Origin of the sequence: Lentilactobacillus diolivorans DSM 14421 (assembly GCF_001434255.1) — a bacterium.
Lineage (GTDB): Bacteria > Bacillota > Bacilli > Lactobacillales > Lactobacillaceae > Lentilactobacillus > Lentilactobacillus diolivorans.
Genome location: NZ_AZEY01000104.1, coordinates 42966 through 63620 on the forward strand (window position 1 = coordinate 42966; position 20655 = coordinate 63620).

The 20655-nt window shown below is 40.4% G+C and carries 15 protein-coding genes; 8 read left to right on the forward strand and 7 right to left on the reverse strand.

The genetic code is table 11. The annotated features are described in order from the left end of the window. Positions 1-55: 55 nt before the first annotated feature. Together aldA and FC85_RS13090 are read right to left on the reverse strand one after the other, a co-directional pair. Positions 56-1531 (reverse strand): aldehyde dehydrogenase, encoded by a 1476-nt coding sequence (gene aldA / locus FC85_RS13085; protein ID WP_057865962.1) that lies wholly within the window; start codon positions 1529-1531, stop codon positions 56-58. 111 nt (positions 1532-1642) lie between these two features. Beyond that, entirely contained in the window at positions 1643-2764 is a 1122-nt protein-coding gene (locus tag FC85_RS13090; RefSeq protein ID WP_057865963.1) for an NAD(P)-dependent alcohol dehydrogenase, read from the reverse strand. 408 nt (positions 2765-3172) lie between these two features. On the opposite strand from FC85_RS13090, the gene FC85_RS13095 reads away from it, so the two are divergent. Continuing rightward, on the forward strand, positions 3173-3652 hold the full coding sequence (locus tag FC85_RS13095; RefSeq protein ID WP_057865964.1) for a hypothetical protein: 480 nt from the start codon (positions 3173-3175) through the stop codon (positions 3650-3652). 22 nt (positions 3653-3674) lie between these two features. Here the strand turns inward: FC85_RS13095 and arsC are convergent, their stop codons facing one another. Together arsC and FC85_RS13105 are read right to left on the reverse strand one after the other, a co-directional pair. Continuing rightward, positions 3675-4091: an arsenate reductase (thioredoxin) gene (gene arsC, locus FC85_RS13100; RefSeq protein ID WP_057865965.1), complete on the reverse strand. Its 417-nt coding sequence runs from the start codon at positions 4089-4091 to the stop codon at positions 3675-3677. 105 nt (positions 4092-4196) lie between these two features. Continuing rightward, positions 4197-5387, reverse strand: coding sequence for an NAD(P)-dependent oxidoreductase (locus tag FC85_RS13105; protein ID WP_057865966.1), 1191 nt, complete (start codon positions 5385-5387; stop codon positions 4197-4199). Between the two features lie 86 nt (positions 5388-5473). On the opposite strand from FC85_RS13105, the gene FC85_RS13110 reads away from it, so the two are divergent. The 4 genes from FC85_RS13110 to FC85_RS13125 all read left to right on the forward strand — a co-directional run bounded on the left by FC85_RS13110 (position 5474) and on the right by FC85_RS13125 (position 10787). Continuing rightward, on the forward strand, positions 5474-6103 hold the full coding sequence (locus tag FC85_RS13110) for a DapH/DapD/GlmU-related protein (protein WP_057865967.1): 630 nt from the start codon (positions 5474-5476) through the stop codon (positions 6101-6103). 202 nt (positions 6104-6305) lie between these two features. Continuing rightward, positions 6306-8639 carry a UvrD-helicase domain-containing protein gene (locus tag FC85_RS13115; RefSeq protein ID WP_057865968.1) on the forward strand — a complete coding sequence of 778 codons (2334 nt, stop codon included), beginning with the start codon at positions 6306-6308 and terminating at the stop codon, positions 8637-8639. Positions 8640-8989: 350 nt separating this feature from the next. Beyond that, positions 8990-9574, forward strand: coding sequence for a zinc ribbon domain-containing protein (locus FC85_RS13120; RefSeq protein WP_057865969.1), 585 nt, complete (start codon positions 8990-8992; stop codon positions 9572-9574). Between the two features lie 337 nt (positions 9575-9911). After that, on the forward strand, positions 9912-10787 hold the full coding sequence (locus tag FC85_RS13125; protein ID WP_225427610.1) for a sialate O-acetylesterase: 876 nt from the start codon (positions 9912-9914) through the stop codon (positions 10785-10787). Positions 10788-10909: 122 nt separating this feature from the next. On the opposite strand, the gene FC85_RS13130 is transcribed toward FC85_RS13125, so the two are convergent. Further along, positions 10910-13705 carry a cation-translocating P-type ATPase gene (locus FC85_RS13130; protein ID WP_057865970.1) on the reverse strand — a complete coding sequence of 932 codons (2796 nt, stop codon included), beginning with the start codon at positions 13703-13705 and terminating at the stop codon, positions 10910-10912. A 526-nt stretch (positions 13706-14231) separates the two neighbouring features. Further along, complete coding sequence (locus FC85_RS13135; protein ID WP_057865971.1) at positions 14232-15659, reverse strand: aspartate ammonia-lyase; 1428 nt, start codon at positions 15657-15659, stop codon at positions 14232-14234. A 315-nt stretch (positions 15660-15974) separates the two neighbouring features. On the opposite strand from FC85_RS13135, the gene FC85_RS13140 reads away from it, so the two are divergent. The 3 genes from FC85_RS13140 (at position 15975) to FC85_RS13150 (ending at position 18356) form a co-directional block, all read left to right on the forward strand. Then, positions 15975-16598 carry a DUF3862 domain-containing protein gene (locus FC85_RS13140; protein ID WP_057865972.1) on the forward strand — a complete coding sequence of 208 codons (624 nt, stop codon included), beginning with the start codon at positions 15975-15977 and terminating at the stop codon, positions 16596-16598. 595 nt (positions 16599-17193) lie between these two features. Beyond that, positions 17194-17769, forward strand: a complete 576-nt coding sequence (locus FC85_RS13145) for a TetR/AcrR family transcriptional regulator (protein ID WP_083485142.1) — start codon at positions 17194-17196, stop codon at positions 17767-17769. Beyond that, positions 17766-18356: an NAD(P)H-dependent oxidoreductase gene (locus tag FC85_RS13150; RefSeq protein ID WP_057865973.1), complete on the forward strand. Its 591-nt coding sequence runs from the start codon at positions 17766-17768 to the stop codon at positions 18354-18356. Before FC85_RS13145 ends, FC85_RS13150 begins: the two co-directional genes overlap by 4 nt. Before the next feature lie 152 nt (positions 18357-18508). On the opposite strand, the gene FC85_RS13155 is transcribed toward FC85_RS13150, so the two are convergent. Beyond that, positions 18509-20314: an N-acetylmuramoyl-L-alanine amidase gene (locus FC85_RS13155; RefSeq protein ID WP_057865987.1), complete on the reverse strand. Its 1806-nt coding sequence runs from the start codon at positions 20312-20314 to the stop codon at positions 18509-18511. Positions 20315-20655: the final 341 nt, after the last annotated feature.

A 20655-nucleotide genomic window follows, 5' to 3' on the forward strand; every position in this document is an offset into this window, starting at 1 on the left:
TTATTTTTGAACTATCGATATTCTTTAAGCAGTAAGTTGCTGAAACGATCCCAAATTATCCTTGAGCCTTTTCTGGATGTCCCTGCAAGTAGATAACATGGGTGTTCAAGAATTCTTCGATACCGTGACGACCATCATCGCCACCAATTCCTGATTCTTTCCAGCCGGAGTGTGACCCATTCATAGCTTCGAAGTTGAATCGGTTAATATAAGTTTCACCATCTTCAAGTTCGTTGGCAGCACGCATTGCGTTGTCCAAGTTCTCGGTGAAGATTGATGAAGTCAAACCGAAGTCACTGTCGTTAGCCATTTCAATGGCATCATCCAATGTCTTGAATGTCAATACTGGAAGGACTGGGCCGAAGATTTCGTCTTGAACGATTTCGGAGTCTTGCTTGACGTTGGTGATAACCGTTGGTTCATAATAGAAGCCATTAGCAATCTTAAGGGTATGGCCACCAGCAGTAATCTTGCCGCCAGCTTTAACAGCCCGGTCAACCATACCGGAAACTTTGTCCAAAGCTTCTTGGTTAATCAATGGACCCATGCCAACGTTCTCGTCTTTCATTGGGTCACCAACCGTAATTGCGGCCATCTTGTCTGATAACTTCTTGATAAATTCATCAGCAACATCTTCCTGAACGTAAACCCGTTCACAGTTGTTGCATAATTGACCATTATTATCAACTCGTGAATCAATAATTGATTGAACGGCTAAATCAATGTCGGCATCCTTGCAAACAATAGCTGGTGCTTTACCACCTAATTCAAGTGATACTTTAGCCATATGAGTTGCGGCACCGGCCATTACTCGCTTACCTGATTCAACAGAACCAGTCAAACTAATGATACCGATCTTCTTGTTCTTGGTTAATTCATCACCAACAACCGAACCAGGACCGGAAACAATGTTGACAACACCCTTTGGAATACCAACTTTGTCACAAATCTTAGCAAATTCAAGTGCAAGGTTTGGTGTGTCGGAACTTGGTTTCATAACAATTGTGTTACCAGTTACCAAGGCTGGACCCATTTTACGGGCAATCAAGAAGAATGGGAAGTTCCATGGTAAAATTCCGGCGGCAACACCAATTGGTTGCTTTGCAATCATGATGTTTTCATTCTTATTGTCGGATTGAAGAATTTCACCTTCATAGGTTCGAGCAGCACTTGCCATGTAATCAAAGTAATCAGCTGAGAACATAATTTCAGTGGTTGCTAATGACTTGATCTTACCTTGTTCCTCTTGAAGCATTTCAATCAAGTGATCTTTTTGATTACGAACTTCTGTGGCAACATCGTGCAAGTATTGACCACGAGTTGCAGCTGGCACTTTCTTCCATGTCTTTTCAGCTTCATATGCGGCATCAATTGCTTCGCGAGCTTCTTCACGGGTTGCGCTGGGAACAGTGGAAATTGGTTCACCAGTAGCTGGATTGATAACAGTTAACATGTTACCTGATTCCGAATCCTTAAATTCACCATTAATATACATTTGATAGTGCTTCAATGAAACAGCATTTTGTGCCATAATAAATCTCTCCTTTTGATAATTACCTGTCGGCAATAACTAAGATTGATCGGTTATTTTGGCGGGCACAAATTTAATTTTTGTGTGAACGTTTAAATTAAACTAACGGAATTATTCTCCTGGTTTGTACTGATCATCAATCACTAAGACTGGTTTGATTGTTTTACCACTAACTGAATCAGCGTTTGCTTGATTGATATCATCAAACTTGTAAAACTTTTCGGTCTTATCGAAGTCAAACATGCCTAACTTGTAGAAACTAATCAAACGAGGAACATCAACTTGAGGAATTGAATCACCCATGTTAACACCAACGACTTTACGATCGCTTGTGCAAAGATCATTCCAGGTATCCAAATCAATATGTTGATCGGTAACGGCAATCGTAGCGACTGTCCCGCCTTGTGCCAAGGCTTGAATTGAACCTTCCATGACTGACTTAACACCGGTTGTATCAACCGCATAATCAACACCATGACCATCAGTTAATTTCTTAATTGCTTCAACGGCATCTTCGTCTTTACTGTTAATGGCATCAGTAGCACCAAGCTGCTTAGCTAATTCCAAACGTGAAGGCACAATATCAACGGCAATGACTTTGGTGCATCCAGAAATTCGGCCAGCCATCATAGCAGCCAATCCAACGGCACCAGTACCAAAGACGGCAATTGTTGAACCTGGTTCCGGCTTCAACGTATTGAAGACAGTCCCACTACCTGTGACATAGCCACAGCCAAGAGGTCCAAGTTTACGTAAGTCCAAATCCTTTGAAACTTTAACGGCGTTTCGTTCACGAACAACGGTTGTTGTTGTAAATGATGATTGATCAAACATATCAGCAACCTTGTGACCATCTTCGGTAAAGTGGGCACTGCCGTCAGGACGAACACCTGACAAGTTGTTTGCTGCGTAGTTGAGGCATTGAGTTGGAATCCCTTTTAAGCAATTAATACAATTTCCACAGCCATAGAATGAAAGAACAACATGATCACCTGGTTTGAAGTTTTTAACTTCGGAGCCAACTTTTTCAACAATTCCTGAACCTTCATGGCCAAGAATAATTGGATAACCGATTTCAGCGGTTCCTTTACGTAACGCTTCATCTGAGTGACAGATACCAGTGGCAACCATGTGTACTTGAAGGTCGTCAGCCTGCATGTCGGCCAACTCAACGTCGTCCTTCATTTCAAACTTCCCATCCTTCTGATTAACAACTGCTGCTTTAATTCGCATAATCACATCTCCATAACATATATTTGTTAATTAGTGAGCAACTACGATTAAAGTAAAAACAGACAATTTATACTAATCGCCTGTTAAGTTTTTGAAACTATCGCACTTGATGTGAGTGTTGGAATTTCAAAATCATTCATTCACTCGCTCGAACCATAACCGCTTACAACTCTGTTATAACCACCATCCCCAAAAAATTCAAGTTAAAACAAGGCCAAATAAAGGTAAAAGCAAACAATAATTCTCGAAATTGCTACTCTCACTAATGGTTTGAAAATAAAAATTATTTTCAAAAATATTGTGAAGAAATTATTTTGCATTCATCTTGTTTTAACAGTTGAGAATTATTCTTGAACTTTTGGTAAAATTAAAGTAACGACTAGTTCAATTTAGAGAGGAAAGAATACCATGCAAAAGATTCATCAATTTTTGACTTTGTTTTTATTAACAACGGGACTCATTATTGGCATCGGGTTGTCTAACACATCTGCCCAAGCCAAATATACCCAAACACCCACTTCCCTACGAGGTTACTGGCAGCGACCAGCTAAAGGAGATGCCCGATCAGTTTTAATTATTAAAAAGTACAAGTTTGAAGGCGGCTTACTAAATAAAGAGTATTTTCAAATTAATACCAATGACGATTGGCAAATTCGGGGAGATAAATATCTCAAGGGCACTAAAACACCCCAACTGTACGTTAATAAAAAGAATCGCAACGGTTACTATAAACTTGGAAAAGTGAATACCAAGACCCGTTGGTACCTGAAAAAGGTTAAACACAACGGTAAAGTGGCCTTAAAGTCCTACGTGCCAAACGCACTTGGGCCAGCCGAAGGAAAAGTCTTCTACTACTATAAGTTTAAAGGGACTGGTGATTTTAAATAACAATTCATTTTTAATGCCCGAATCAGTTCCTTAGTCGTATCGCCAAATCAGAAATTCGGGACTCAATCTGATCACGGACATGACGAAAGGCAGCCAATTTTACTTGATTGTTTCCCACAACCTGAGCAGGGTCATTTAATGGCCAGTGCTCTTTTTTTATTGCATTAGGCACCACTTGACAACGATCTCGCGCATCACCACATAACGTCACAATCAAATCACTAGATCGCAAATAATTGATGTCGATGCGTTTTGAATATTGATTAGAAATATCAATTCCCCTTTCAGCCATTACTTGCACTGCTCGTGGATCTAATCCATGGCACTCAATTCCTGCACTGGCGATTTGACAGTGATCTCCCAAAATTTGTTTGGCAAACCCTTCGGCCATTTGGCTGCGGCAGGCATTACCAGTACATAAAAAATAGACTTGAACCATTAGGAATCCTCCCCCTTATACGACTGGAATTAAATACTAATAAGCTATAAACATTCGGGATTAACTATGGGGTTTCGAACTTGCTGCTTGAAAGTAGATATTTTTTTATTCTTGAACGCCCCAATTTGCTAAACGCGGATTCTTCAACAACCGAACCCGAAGCATCCCGGGAACCTCCCTTAATTCCGTCAATAATTGAATGATCTGCGTTTTTTTCATCGTCGATAAATCGGTATTTAAAATTGTATAACCATAACCATCATTTGTCGTATTTCCCATCATCTCTTTAACCGGTAAATTCTTTTCATTTAAAATATCTGCCACATCCGCCCACATATTATCACGGGCTTCAAAGAATAAAGTGAAGCGATGCGGACTAATAAAAGGTAAATCAACTCTCGGGAAGTTTACTGAGTTTCGGACGGTGCCATATTCAAGAAAATCCAGCAAATTTTGTAAGATTAGGTTCGCACTGTGGGTCAAAGCTTCAGTCGTATTTCCACCCAAATGTGGCAGCAACGTGATTTTAGGATGATTTTGTAATTCTTTCTTTGGAAAATCACTGGTATAGCCGGCAAATTCATTATGATCAAGTGCCGATACCACGGCCGAATTGTCCACAATTTCACCACGACCAAAGTTCAAAAGAAATGCGATCGATTTCATTAATTTAAAATGCTTGGTGGTTAATAACCCATTGGTTTGATCGGTTAGTGGCAATAACACCACAACAAAGTCCGCCAGCTCCAATACTTCCTCAATGGTTGCCAATTGCTGAACATGTCGGAGATTTTTAAAACTACGATTATACCCAATAATTTGCATGCCCATATGATAACAGGCATCTGCTAAACGTTGCCCAATTGTCCCTAATCCTAAAATACCGAGTGTTTTACCATAAAGTTCGCCGCCAACATAATCTTTTCGCTGCGCCTCGGCAATCGATTGAAGGTCTTCGCCGGCATCAGCTCTTAAATCATTCATCATCTCAATGGCGCTGCGAAGTGGTCGAACACAGCGAAATAAATTTTGAATAACAAGTTCCTTCACTGCATTGGCATTAGCACCCGGTGTGTTAAATACCGCCGTCCCATTCTGAGTACAAGCCTCAATATTAATTGTATTCGTCCCGATTCCCGAACGGGCAACCAAAAGAAGTCGGTTGGAAATCAACTGATCATAAACGACTGAGCTTCTTACCAAAACCGCATCCGGTGTATTGGTATCAGCCAGTTTAAAGACATCGCCAGCAAAATTTGTGACATTAAATTGATCAAGTGCTTTAACTTCGTACATTTTTTCGACTTCCTTTAACCATATTTTGGATAAATAGATTATAATTGAAAAACAGAAAAATTTCTTTAAGAGAGAGGTTATCATTTATGCATATTAATTTCGTTAAATTATCAAAAGATAAACCCACGATCGGTAAAGATACGCAAACTAAGAATACTACTTTTGGACAATGGGTTGAACTCGGAGCGAGCAATTTAATCGATAATTGTACAATTGGCGATTATGATTATACGGGTCAGTATTGCTTCATGCAAAATAGTGATCTAAAAAAATTCATCAGCATGGCTGCCATGATCAGGATTGGACCAACTAACCATCCCTATGACCGGGCTGCCCAACACATTTTTTCGTACAATGGTGGTGCTTACGGTTTCGGTCATCCAGACACTGAATTTCTGGAACATCGAAAACATGTTCGAACAACCGTTGGCAATGACGTTTGGATTGGCCACGGCGTCATTATTCAAGCGGGTGTGACGATTGGCGATGGTGCCGTGATTGGATCAGGTGCCGTGGTGACCCATGACGTTGAACCTTTCACGATTGTCGGCGGTATCCCCGCCAAACCAATCAAAGATCGTTTCCCTGACGAAATTAAAACTGACCTGGAAAAGATTGCTTGGTGGGATTGGTCACGCGAAGATCTTGAAAAATACTACCTGGACTTTAGGTTACCAATTGAAGAATTTGTGAAGAAGCATCAAGTAAAAGAATAAATCAAAATATGGGATAAGAGGCTGCTGCCAGAATGGAACCAAATCATATTCTGGAAATTCAGACCTGTTATCCTTTATTTTTTATCCCAAGGTTTACAAGAACCCCTGACTATAATATGATACGTAACGTATTTGACATTTCACATCGACAGGCATTCAAGCAACATATCATGACTCTGATGTCAATTAAAAGGAGACCTTTTTGGTACAATCAACATTAAATTTAACTCGTGAACAAGCAATTGACTTATTAGAAAAAGCAACCGGCATGCAATTTTCTGATGAACAACTTCGGATCTTAAAACAGCCATTTTCTCAACCAACGCTCATTAACGCTTGCGCCGGTGCCGGAAAAACAACTATTTTTATGCTTTCAACTTTAGTCGCCATTATGACAGGTGATATTTCAGCACGTGCAATTTTAGGTATCACCTTTTCTAAGAAGGCACAAACTGATATGCAAGTTCGATACCAACAGTATCTGGATCAACTCAGCGAAGTTGGGATGGATTTATCTGATGCCCAAGCCCCTTATTTTAGTACCTTTCACGCCTTATTCTACCGGTTATTACGCATCACACCCGCCTTTAGAGAGACTCAGGTTCTGGCGAGTTACAAACATTTTGCGCCAAAGTTAAGCACTCACATTAAACACACACATAGTCAAGTTAACTCACCAAATGAAATTTTGGACAACATGTTTGAATTAGCTGAATTCATCGTTAATCGAGGCATTTCCGATAACGCCTTCGCCGACCTGATCGATCCCAAGGAACTCCGAAATCAGTTACGTGAAGCCGGCAAAGATGAATTTGATCTTGGATTCTATACGGATTATTTATCAGTAATGAATGAATATACCAATTTAAAGCGGCAAGATCGGTTAGTCGACTTTAATGACATGAAAATTCAGCTAAATCAATTGTTGAACGATGACGCTTACCTGCCCACTTTCCGACAGACCATGACTCGCTTCAAATTAGTCGTCATGGACGAATTTCAAGACATTGATAATTTACAATGGAAAATTATGACAAAGCTTCTCTCTGACGATGCTTTAGCACACCTTGTTGTGATCGGTGACGATGATCAGAGTATCTATTCTTTTCGGGGCAGTAATCCAGACTTTATTCTAAACTTTCACCACCTGTTACCGGCGGCCAAAACGTATCATCTCTCAACCAATTATCGAACCGGCGGCCACATTTTAACACAAGCCAGACCAGTGATCGCTTCCAACCATGTCCGATTGGTTAAGCAACTGAAAGCCTTTAGTCAAGACGACGGCAAGGTTAACGTTTATCAAATGGCGCATACTGGTTTTGATCCGGACAGCCAAATGTTTCGCCAGCTGATTCAACAAATAAAAGATCCAAAAATTGATAACCATCAAATCGCACTGCTGGTCCGATTTAATTCTGACCGAACCTTGGTTGCGGATTGGTTGGCTAATCAAAATATCTTGGTTAACATCAATAATCGAGCCGCTATTTTACAACATACACTGATTTATCGGATACTAATTCATTTAACCCAAGCATTCTGGGAGGATGATTTTGAACAATTCCACTCTCAAGCAACTCGAATTGGGTTTACCACTTATCGCCGTCATGTGACTGACATTGAAAATGCTTCGGGTGACAAATTAACTTCAATGACGGCTTATTTCAGTGCCGCTGAAGTATTTAACGATCAACACCAAAAAACAACGAATCAAAAACGGTTTGCCCGTTTAGACCAGCGAATTCAGAGGATGGTTAATCGAATTCAAAGAAGCAAACACCAATGGCAAAAAGCCCCATCAACTGATGCTTTACAAAAAACGATTCAACAAATTTGGCAAAACATTCAGGAACTGACAGCTGTTTATTTCCACTATATGACGTCAAACGATTTTATCTCAAAAGAAACGTTGACTGATACCACCAATTACCTAATCACCGAATTAAAACAAGTCACAGATTTAGATCAGTGGTTTGACCAAGAGACCACGAAAAAACAATTGCTGGAAGATAATCTATCAACCGGTGATTCCGATCATATTCAGTTTCTAAGCCTTCACCAGGCGAAGGGATTGGAATTCAAATACGTTTACTTGTACGGCTTAACTGACAAGCAGCTGCCAACTGGAACGACCATTATTAATCGTTGGTTTCATCCCGATATTTCATTTGAAGATTTTATTGATCGCTGGCAGTCGCTTGCCAGCCAAAGCAAAAAAATCAGTGAATTAACCAGTGTTCTTGAATCCGCCTTTATCGAACAAACTGAAGAAATTAAACGAAATCCACATATTGATCTTAAACAGCTCCAAATTGAACAGTACAGTGATAAAGAAATGAATTTACTTTATAATTGGTACACAAGTATTCGTAATTATTCTCAGCTGATTGAAGAGGAGCGACGTTTAATTTATGTCGGAATGACCCGGGCGTCAAAAGTGCTCAACATTAGTTTTGACAGTAATTTCAGCCCACTCCTTTGGGAAATTCCGGTAGTTCGCGATGCTTTAGAAAAACGTGACACCAAGCAGTAGAGTCATGGATAGCGGACTATGGGAAATGCCAGCGTACCTGACAACTATTTTAATTGCTGACTTTCATCATTAGCATTCACTTACGTTTGGATTGAATTTTTATTTGCGCATCTGATTACTATTTCATTACTATTTTCTCCCCACCCCCACAAGGAATGCTTCAAGATGTATAATGAATATCGTCAATAATCAAGCAGCAGAACTTTGAGGATAGTTTTGCTGTTTTCTATTGGGTTCAATCATCTGTGTGGTGGTAATAGCAATTAAGCGGCTAGTCTACCACACTCATATTCACACTGACAAAGTTCAGGGAAACTATTGAGTAATTCATAATTGGAGGAATCAGCATAATGTCGGAAGAGAAGACTAAGACATGCGTAATGTGTGGTAAAACCATCCCCGCATATTCCAACTTTTGCCCTTATTGCGGCGCAAAACAGCCTTGGCTTGAAGAAGATGAGATCAAGAATCCGGATGTCAAACGAATTCTAAAGTGGTACCAAAAGCCATTCGGTAAACTGGTTACATATATCGTTGCCTTTCTAATGATCATGGCAGTCGGCAGCATGTTCACGCTGCACGATGGTCCAAGCCACAAAACCATTCAACGGGAACTCAATCAATACTTATTCAACTCCCGGACCAATACCCCATTTGGTAAGAAGCCTAAGATTAAGGTTGATAAAAATAAAGGAACTTCAATCAAGATTTCCAAATCCAGTCAAGCTCTTAAAGATTTGAAGAATAATAAGCCTGCCACTTGGAATCAATTTGTTGTCCGAGTTCAACGACGCTCCAGCTCATTCCACAATGTTTACGTTAATCAAATGTATTCAAAGATCACCGTCACTGCTAAAAAGAATAAAAAATTAACTTACTTAAAAGTTAATCAAGGCAAAGTAACTTACAACGTTGCTGATCACATCAAAAAATAAACCGGCTAACTGATTTTCGATGCTGGTAGGAGCAGAGCGGGACAAAAGGCGCTTAACTTCCAGAGCGTAATCGGATTATCCGAATATTCAGGGCTTGAATATTTGGATAATTCGGTCACGCGGCAGGAAGTTGCCTTTTGTCCCGCGTTTTTGCTCGGTAACAATCGTGTTTAAACTAACGGAGACTGGGTAAAACGACTATTGTCCCAGGCCTTTTTAGTATCGTCACCAATGATTAAAAGTTAATCTTGAAATTAATCATTCCATCAAATACAATTGACTTCATTAGCCTTAAGATCAACGAAAATTAAAATCAACTAACAAGGAGCTGGCTACATTGCCTTTGCGTCATTCAGAAGTAGATATTAATGCCCTGACCGCTTCGATGTATTTAAAAGGAGCCGCACCTAAATCCAGTTCGCCAGCCAAAAAATTGGCCATCATTTCTGCAGGTCAATCCAACATTGATGGCAGAGTTCCCCTTGCCGATCTCCCTGATGGTATCAACATTCCGTTCAATAACTGTTACTATTGCTCAAACTACACGCCTCATTATTTGCAGGGAAAATTTGAAAACGGGATTCATGCCGCAGACTTAGACGCTAATCGCTGGGGATTTGATTTAATCACCTATTACTATTTAACACAGTTGGCTCAACAGGAAACTTACGTCATGAAATGGTCACAAGGTGGGACATCGATTGACCCAACCGGTGATAATATTAATCATTGGACGGCGTTTTACGAACAACTCGATTCTCCTGATCATTCACTGCTGTGTCACTTTGAACATCTTATCCGTCAATGTATGTTTGCCAACGCTGATAAAATCGAAATTCGGGCCATGCTTTGGCATCAAGGCGAAGCCGACCGACAATCTTACTCGCCACTTGCCGCAGAACATTATTATCAGAATTTAAAGGCCGTGTTCGCGTACTGTCGCGGGATCATCGGTAACAGTCAACTGCCGATTTTTACTGGCACAATCAGTCATTCCTCAGAACAATTTGATCCGGTTATTGATGCCATCATTCGTCAAATTGGGCAAGAAGATCCCAACGTTCACTTAATCGATATGGCCGGAGCGTCATTACTGGACAACTGGCATTTTGACAGTCTTAGCAGTACGTACTTTGGTAAAGCAATCTATAATCAAATGATCTCGGCGGGAATTGTTGCTGGTCCACAGGTTTCATTGAAACGACCCTGGTAATCGTCATTTAAATTTAAAGTAAAACATCTTCGAATTGTAACGGTGAAAAACCGCAATTCGAAGATGTTTTTTATTATTAGCAATGCTGGTTAGCTTTTAACATTAAATTCACGTCAAATCTATCATGATGGGTCATTCGAATGCCTGGTAGAATATCTTCTAAGCAGCCACTTTCGCCCCTCTTCCAGCAAAAATAGTGGTACTGGAATACAAAATAGAAAGCCCCACTCGATGATATTTAACGGGCCCGTGTTAAAGACGGTTTGCAGGAACGGTACGTACATCAATAATGCAATTAACCCAATTTCAACACCGATTCCAAGCCAAATTCGTCGATTACTAAATAATCCAACTGAAAAAACAGACGATATTTGAGTCCGGCAATTCATTGCGGCCGCAATTTGGCAGAAAACGATTGCGGCCAACGTCATTGTTGTCGCTTCAGCATAACCAACTCCCGATGACGCCAACGATATATTCGGCCAACCGTTTTCATGATTAACAAAGAAATACGCACCAGTGGAAATAATTGAAGCAATCAAGCCATAAAGACCAAATGCTTTCCAAATAATCGACTTATTTAATAGATGACTATCTTGGGGACGTGGTGGTTGATTCATAATGCCAGGCTCGCTCTTCTCGATGCCTAATCCTAAAGCCGGCAGTAAATCAGTTCCTAAATCAACAGTCAAAATCTGCATAACAGTTAATGGGAGCGGGACCAAGCCGCGAGTTAACAGAAAAACAACTGATGGTGCGGCTTCAGGCATGTTACTGTTCAAAATGTAAAGCAGAAACTTCTGCAGATTGCTATAAACCGTTCGGCCTTCTTCAATCGCACTAACGATTGAAGCAAAATTATCATCCGTCAAAATCATATCGGCAGCATCCTTTGCAACATCAGTTCCGGTTACCCCCATCGCAATGCCAATATCAGCACGTTTTAACGCGGGTGCGTCGTTAACCCCGTCACCGGTAGAAGCTACAATTTCACCATTTTTTTGACACATTGAAACGATCCGAAATTTATGTTCTGGCGCAACTCTGGCAAAAATTACTTCGCCTTTTACAGCCTGACGTAACGCGTCATCACTCATGTTATCCAATTGATCACCCGTAATAACTGATGCTTTATCAGACGTAATGCCGATCCGAACAGCAATACTTTTTGCGGTAATTGGACTATCCCCCGTCACCATGATAATTCGGATTCTTGCTCGCCGACATTTCTTAACCGCGTCAAAGATTTCCGGCCGCGGCGGATCTGACATGATCGCTAGCCCAACAAAGATCATGTGAGTTTCCGCATTTCCAATTTGAAAATTATCTAAAGAAACATGGATTAAAGGATCATCCTGGTCAACCTCCCGATAGGAAAATGCTAATGAACGTAACCCCTGCTTAGCATATTTTTCATTGACTGCCATAATGTGCTGTTTATCAGCATCCGTTAACGGCCGAACAATCCCATTGTCCAGAATTCGATCACAGATCAATAACTCACTGCTCAAGGCACCCTTTGTATCAATGATTACTTGGCCTGTCTGATTTTTAGTAATCGTTGACATCAATTTTCGATTAGAATCAAAGGGCAACTCTTTTAATCGCGGATAAGTCCGATTTTCAGTTTTGACATCAATCCCAGCCTTTCGGGATAAAATGACCAATGACGCTTCCGTAGATGTTCCGAGAATCTTCGCTTTTTCTTCACCGGTTCCTTCATCGACCTCAGTGTCATTATTTAACGTCGCAATCCGGAGCAATTGAGATAAATCCGGCTCTTGGGTTAGCTCAACCGGTCGATCATCAACCTGAATTTGACCATTGGTAAAGTAGCCGGTGCCGGTTACATCATAATCCTTCGCTGCCAACCAGAGATGATTAATCGTCATTTGGTTTTGTGTTAACGTACCCGTCTTATCCGAACAAACGACAGTAGTCTGACCCAACGTTTCAACACTACTCAAATTTTTTAAAAGTGCGTGTCGTTTAGCCATTCGCTGGGTTCCTTGTGCTAATGATAACGTAACAGTTGGCAACAGTCCTTCTGGAATAAAGGCAACAATCATCCCCAGTGCAAAGATAAACGATTTTGCGATTGGATAGTGGACAAAAAAGATTGCCAATAGAAAAAATGCAATTCCAATTAATAACGCAATGATGGTCAGCTGACGCGTTAAATGATTCAACTCTCGCTCCAGTGGATAAACGGTTTGTTTTTGTCCCTGAGCGAGTTTCGCAATTCGTCCAAATTCCGTCTTCATCCCAGTTGCGAAGGCAATGCCATCAGCTGTACCACTAGTGACCGTCGTCCCAGCAAAAACAATATTTTGTTGTGCGAATTCACCATCACCCTGTTTATACTCATCGGTCTTTTCAACCGGTAAAGACTCACCGGTTAACGATGATTCGTCAACCTGTAATGATGAACACTTGAAGACTCGTGCATCGGCTGGAATTGAATCACCAGCTTGAATTTTAAATAAGTCACCAGGAACCAATTCTTCAACCCGAATTTGCTTAATTTTCGCGCCACGAGTCACTTTAACATATGATGGCAGCATCTTTTTTAATGAATCGGTGGCCTTTTGAGCAGCGTGCTGCTGCCAATACGAAAAACAACCGTTGATGACATTGACCGCCCAAATTGCAATTCCTAATTCTGGCATCCCGGCAATCATTGCAACAATACCGGATACCCACAACAAAATTGCCATTAAGGAAGTAAAGTTTTCAATAAAAATTAAAATTTCAGATCGTTGCTTTGCCGTTTGAATGGTATTCGGCCCATATTTTTCAAGGCGTTGCCCAGCTTGATCCTCTGTCAAACCGGTTGAATCGGTCCCTAAAGTCTTCATTAAATCGGCCACTGCGGGCTTTGCTGCGTTATTCAGTTTAATTGCTTCACTATTCTTCATTATAAATAAATCATCCCCACTTTTTGATCATGATATGCGCGTTATTCAATCCAACTTGATTATAAGGCACCCAAGGCAAAGTAACAGCTGTAAAGGAAAAATTCATTTCAAATTTATTTAAGATCCCGAATAGGTGACTGAAGCAGGCCTTGAAAATCCATCATTATTATTCAACCACCCTGTCATTACCATGCTTATTGTCAAATAAAGCGAGGGATTGCTTTCAAAGTAAACCAGAGTAGCTCAAAGCGATTAGACCCCAAAATACAAGCCCCATAAACTTCATATTCCCGATTTTGGAATGTTAAGTTTATAGGGCGTGTATTCTGAGGTTGACTTGCTGGTCCATGTTTTAATATAGGCAAGATAATTCCGATATCTGGATAATTTGTTTACGCGACAGGAAGTTGTCTTTTATCGCGTATTTCGCTCGGCAATCGTGTTTACTAACAGAGAATGGTTAAAACGATTATTATCCCAGCCGCCACCAGATAAACGTTGTTCACGCCATTTTATTTTATAATCCTTATCGGGCAGAAGACTGCTCAATTGCTCCGACTTCTGGAAGGTTAACCCGTTTGGCATTCGTTAAAACCTCAGGTGAAAATAGTTCTTCAACCAGCGCTGTCGGCAACAGTCGCTCCCCTTCAACGATTCGTTTTACAGACTCATGAGTCGCAACCGCTTTTTTAATTAAAGCGGTTGTTTTTTCATAACCAAGCAATGGTGATAAAATTGTCGCGGCAATTGATGAATGTTCAACTTCTGAGCGGCAATAATCAACATTAACTTTGATTCCCTTAACACAGTTATCAACCAACGTTTCGATCGCATTGGTTAGATGTTGCTCACTCATTAAAATATCCCGAAACATAATTGGTTCAAAGGCGTTTAATTCCAATTCGCCATTTTCAGCCGCCATCGTCACTGTAACGTCATTACCAATGACTTCATAAGCAACCTGAACAACCACCTCTGGAATAACCGGATTGACTTTGCCAGGCATGATTGACGACCCCGCCTGTTGCTTGGGTAACGATAATTCATTCAAGCCAGCTTGCGGACCACTGGAAAGCAAGCGCAAATCATTGCTGAACTTCGAAAGGTTAACAGCAAGGCCCTTCATGACTCCTGAGAACGCGACAAATGCGTCACTGTTCTGAGTTTCATCAACCAAATCATCGGCCTGTTTTAATGATAAATGAGCGACCTGATTCAAAGTCGGAACGATGTTAGCCTGATATTCGGGAGTCGTATTAATTCCCGTGCCAATTGCTGTGCCACCTAAATTAACGTTACTCAAAACAACTTCAACATGTTTTAGTCGAGCTAAATCACGTTTAAACATTGACGCATATGCTTTAAAGGTACGGCCATAGGTCGTTGGTACCGCATCCTGCAATTGAGTACGACCAACTTTGATGGCCTTTTCATACTCACTTGATTTCACCATTAAAGCATCAACCAAATCGGCAACCATTGTTTGTAATCCGGGTAACAATTTAAGCATTGCCATTTTACCGGCTGTCGGATAACTGTCATTGGTCGACTGAGATTGATTAACGTCATCATTGGGATGAATATCAAGTGCCGTTTTCCCACCCTGTGCGCTTATCTTCATCGCTAAATGGGCAACAACTTCATTTACATTCATATTAGTAGATGTGCCTGCACCACCCTGAATGGCGGGTACAATAAATGGTTCGAAATCATTTGAGAACAATAATTGATTGCAAGCTGAGACAATATAGGCAGCCTTTTCTTTATTCAAAGTCCCTGCAGCCTGATTAGTCAGAGCAGCCGCTTTTTTGATTTGAAGATAACTCTTTAAAATTGCTGGATTCACTCGTTCTTCAGTAATTGGAAAGTTATGCTGTGCTCTTAATGAATGGATGCCATAAAGTGCTTCATCCGGTACAAACATTTCACCAATGCAATCTTTTTCAATTCTCATATTTTCAAGCCCTCATTTCATGTAATATCTTTTAACATCAACTTACGAAATATAATATATACCCATTTCACAAAATGTCAACCACTATTCAATAGAATGCTTTAATTTAATATATACCAATTCATAACATCGTGATGATACTTATCCTCATTTTTGAAATTATTTTAGAGAATTAGGCTTTGAGTGTCATTAATCATAACATGTGTCAGGTGCTACATTAAAAATCAGTAAAGTATCATCCGGATGCCTCCTTCACTTGGTTTGTCTGTTATTCTTAGAATAGTAAAATGAATTTAATTGGGGGATTTATTAATTATGAAAAAGATACTCACATTTAGTGCGATTTTATTAGCAACAATTTCATTAGCAGCCTGTGGGGGCAAAAATAGCTCAGATGATTCCAAGAATGCCCAGCAAGCCAGCCAATCATCAACATTGAAAGTTAAAACTAATAAGGGAATCACCCATGCCGCTTATGATAAAATTGCAACCGCAAATATTACCTCAGCCAAAGGTGGGACTGACGAACAAATTGTCAAGGATGCCTTTGGCAAACCCAATAGTACCAGCAAAGTAACGGTTAATGACGGTAGCAAAAAAGCCGCCGTTCAATATGCCTGGACGAACCTCAATAAGCGCTTTAGGGCCTCAGCGGTTACCGTCGAATTTTTAAAAGGTCATGCCGTTGGTAAAGGCTACATTGAAGCCGGCCTTCATCAGCGCCGCTATATCGCAAAGGATAACATCAATCGAGTTAAAACCGGCGATACCTATGCAACGGTCGTGAAAAAGTTGGGAACCCCGGCAAGCGAATCTCTGACCGGAAAGGGATCACTTTCTGCCAGAAGTGTCACCTATGCAACGGGCAAGGACGGCAAAGCAATTAGTTTGATGTTTACAGGTGATAAATTAATATCAAAAACAGCCATCAATAAATAAAATCAGAGTGGACCAGCAAGCGGTTAGATCCCAGAATATAAGCCCCCTAACTTGGTATTCCCGGTTTTGGAATATCAAGTTAGGGGGCTTATATGGCCGGGATCTGCTTGCTGGTCCACGTTTCAGCTAAGTAACAGGACCAGCAAGGTATCCCGATTTTGGAATATCAAGTTAGGGGGCTTATATGGCCGGGATCTGCTTACTGGTCCACGTTTTCAGCTAAGTAACAAGGCCAGCAAGGTATCCCGATTTTGGAATATTAAGTCAGGGGGCTTATATGGCCGGGGTCTGCTTGTTGACCCATGTTTCGGCTAAATAAAAAGTTAAACAAGTTATTCCCGATTTTAGAATGTCAGGTTAGGGAGCTTATATGGCCAGGGTATACTTGCTGGTCCAAATTTTAATTAAGTAACAAGTTCAGCGAGATATTCTAAATTTGAATATTTGGATAATTCGATTACACGGCCGGAAGTTGCCTTTTGCTTGGTAACAATCGTGTTTACACTAACAGAGAGTGGAAAAAACAACAATTGTTCCAGTCACTTTACATCCATAGGGTAACGATGTTATCTTTTAGTCAAAAGGAAGTGTTTTAATGGCTGGAAAAAAGAATCATACCAAAGACGAAATTGTCTCACTGGCAATTCGTCAAATCAAAGAAACCGGATACCAATCCATTTCATTACGGCGCTTATTAGGTGACTTGCATTTAACAACCGGATCGTTTTACAAACACTTTGACAATAAAAATGATCTGTTCACAACCATTTCGATCACCTTATCAAGTCAACTCAGTCAGCATGCTCGACAATTCGTTCTGGATGCAAAACCAAGTACCCCACTTGCGTCTTTAATTGTCCTTGGTGAATTTATGATTACCCAATTTCAGGAGCAATCTAATTTAACAGAATTCTTATTTTATAATCCAAGCGTTCTGGCAGTTTATCAAAGTGATCAAAAAGATCAGTTTCCACTGCTGAATGATGTCCAAGCACTCATCCAGAATATTAAAGTGACTTATCATATTAGCGACTCAGTGGATAATCTGTTCATTAAGGTTTGGTCATTCATTCAAGGCTACGGCATTCTGATTCAAAATGGCGTTGCTAAATATGATCACAAATTATTAACTAATGCCGCAACTGAATTGATTGGAGTTGAACACCCATGAAAAAAATTATTGTTGTTTACTGTCATCCTTACGTCAACAGTTTTAATCACGCCATTTTGGAACAAGTTATCAATAATTTAAAACAGCAACATTTGAATCCGGAAATGATTGACCTATATGCAGAACAATTCAACCCCGTGTATGATCAGGAAGAATTGCGGCTATTTCACAGTGGTCAAACCCATGATCCGCTCGTGACGAAATATTTAAACTTACTACGACAGGCTGATGGGATTATTTTTATCACACCAATTTGGTGGAACAGTATCCCAGCCATGCTTAAGGGATTCATTGATAAAGTAATGAAGGAAGGTGAAGGCCTATCTCATACCGTTACAAAGACAGGCATCCGCGGTGAGCTGGTTAATCTTAAACGTGCGTATGTTCTGACTACTTCCACTTCCCCAACATTTTACCTTCGATGGTTTTGCGGAAATGCCGTCCAAAAAATTTTTATTAAAACAACATTGAAACAACTTGGTATTAAATCTGGCAAATGGCAAAATTTTGGTGGCATTAGCAACGCGAAATCAGCTAAACGAAACGCTTATTTACAAAAAATTGCCGAAATGCCATTCCATTTTTAATAATCCCCCATTGACTGCCGGCCAAATAAAAATGATCTCAGGTAAACAAACGCACTGTTTTGCCTAAGGTCATTTTTTATTAATTATCATTCAGTTAAAATACGATGTGCACAAATTATTTTGGTAACAACTACATTCTAGGCGAATCTTTGTTATTTAACCGTGACATCGGCTGCCTTCACAAATGCAATTCGATGATTAAACTGAATTTGAACATACTTATCAGTTCCTTTGATCACATTTTTAGCACGATTTGAATCAAAATGTGAATTGAAATAATCTGAAGTCACCTCACCGCCGAAGACATAATGCTGACCTGGCTGCATGGTGTAAATTGGGCTTGGCTTAATACCGGTCACCTTATTCTTCTTAAGTAACGACTGACTTGGATAGGCGCTTCCATAGACTGAAATTGCTTTAGATCCTATCGGCGTCACAACTTTACCCGTTGCGCCTGTTGTGTTGGCGTTGTCTGGGTTATAGAACCAAGCATTTTGCCCGCCATAATCAATCTCAGTCCAGTCACCGGATTGGCCAATTTTATAAAACTGTTGTCCTTCGACAGCCTTATCCGTCCAATCATCTTTTTCAGTGGTACCGGAATCAGCGGTCGTAAAGTCTTTGTCCGCGATCAGATCACTACTGAAACTTGGTTGTTTGTAAAGATACACGAAATTTGAACCCTTTAGTGGTAATGTCACCCCGGCATCCGTTACTTTCTGACCAGAATCAGCCGTTAAGTTGTGATTGGCATCTGGGGTAATTGTAATAATATTTGACTCACCCGCTCCTTGACTGTCTTTGAAATTAACACCCAATAGGTCAAAATAATGATTCCAATCCCAATAGGTCCCTGGATCCCAGTGCATTGTTTTTTGACTGGCTGGTGTTAACCCCGGCACATTATCATGACCAATAATGTGCTGCCGGTTTAACGGAATGTTATATTTTGCGGCCAGATATTTAACCAAATCGGCAGAGGACTGATACATTGCCTCCGTGTACCAATAACCGCCAACAGCTGCATAACCTTCATGCTCAATACCGATTGAATGAGAATTGATGTACCAATTGCCGGCATGCCAAGCCACATTTTGCGGTTGAACCATTTCAGCAACGGTTCCCTGAACTGAGCTCACGACATAGTTAGCAGACGTATAACTTGCGGTTGTCGAAAAAAGATTAATCGCTTCATCAAACGTGGTCTCTGTATTGTGAATGACAATATAGTCAATTTTCAAGCCATCACTTGGTCGATTGGCAATATCATAATTGCCATAATCACCCTTATTATCAAATTCTTTATAAAGTGCCGGTATCCATTCAATCGGTAATCCATCCGGGCCATCAGTTGCCCCGGGTGTTGATTGAAGTTGGGCATCTTCAGATTGATCTTTCAATGGACTCACCTTCTGTGCAGTAATGATCGTGCCGGACTTGGACGCGCCACTCTTAATTGTTTTATAAACATGATTGGCAAAAAAGGCTGCCGCTTGCTTGGTGCCGTCCTGACTATACTTTTCAACCGCACCATACCAAGAATTAACATCACTAGTCAATGATTTACCCAACTGCTTCTGATAAAAAGCTAACAGAGCAGCTCCGCCCTCAATATTAGCCTTAGTATCTGTTTTAAGTGTTTTGACGGATTTCCCTGTCAAAGCGGCTGCCTTCTTCAAAGTTTGACTTGCCGTCGTTTTTGCGGCAACCTTCAGCCCATTTTTAGAACTGGTAACAGCTGAAGCGCTGACATCCGTTAGATGCATAATACCATAACCACCCGCGACACTGGGTTTGCCATTATGACTTTCCCAAAGCGTTTCATTATACGAAACCGACATTAAAACTTTAACCGGCACGTGATATTTTTTTGCCGCCTGTTGAAATTCCTGCTGCAGCGAATTAGCACTCGCAGCATTCGCACTAATAGTTAAAAAAATGATTGCTAATCCAAGCATTAAACTCGTTAACACCCAACGCGAAATCCATAATCGTCCATGTTTTCCCAACATAATCGTCACTCCTCTTGCATAGATATACGATAATCGAATAAAAAATAACTTGAAACTAGAATACAACGACTATTAGAAAAAGTATACTAAAATTAAAATTTGTTTAATAATCAGATTATTTATTCATGACATCTCGTTGGCACTCTTTAGGATCTAAAAAGTCATTTGTATCATTAATTGAACAGTCATCTTAGTCATACATGGATTTGTCTATTTTAAAAAGAGATGCTTGATTTCACTGGAACGACGGCTCACAAGCAAATCATTGAATGTTACATATAATTATC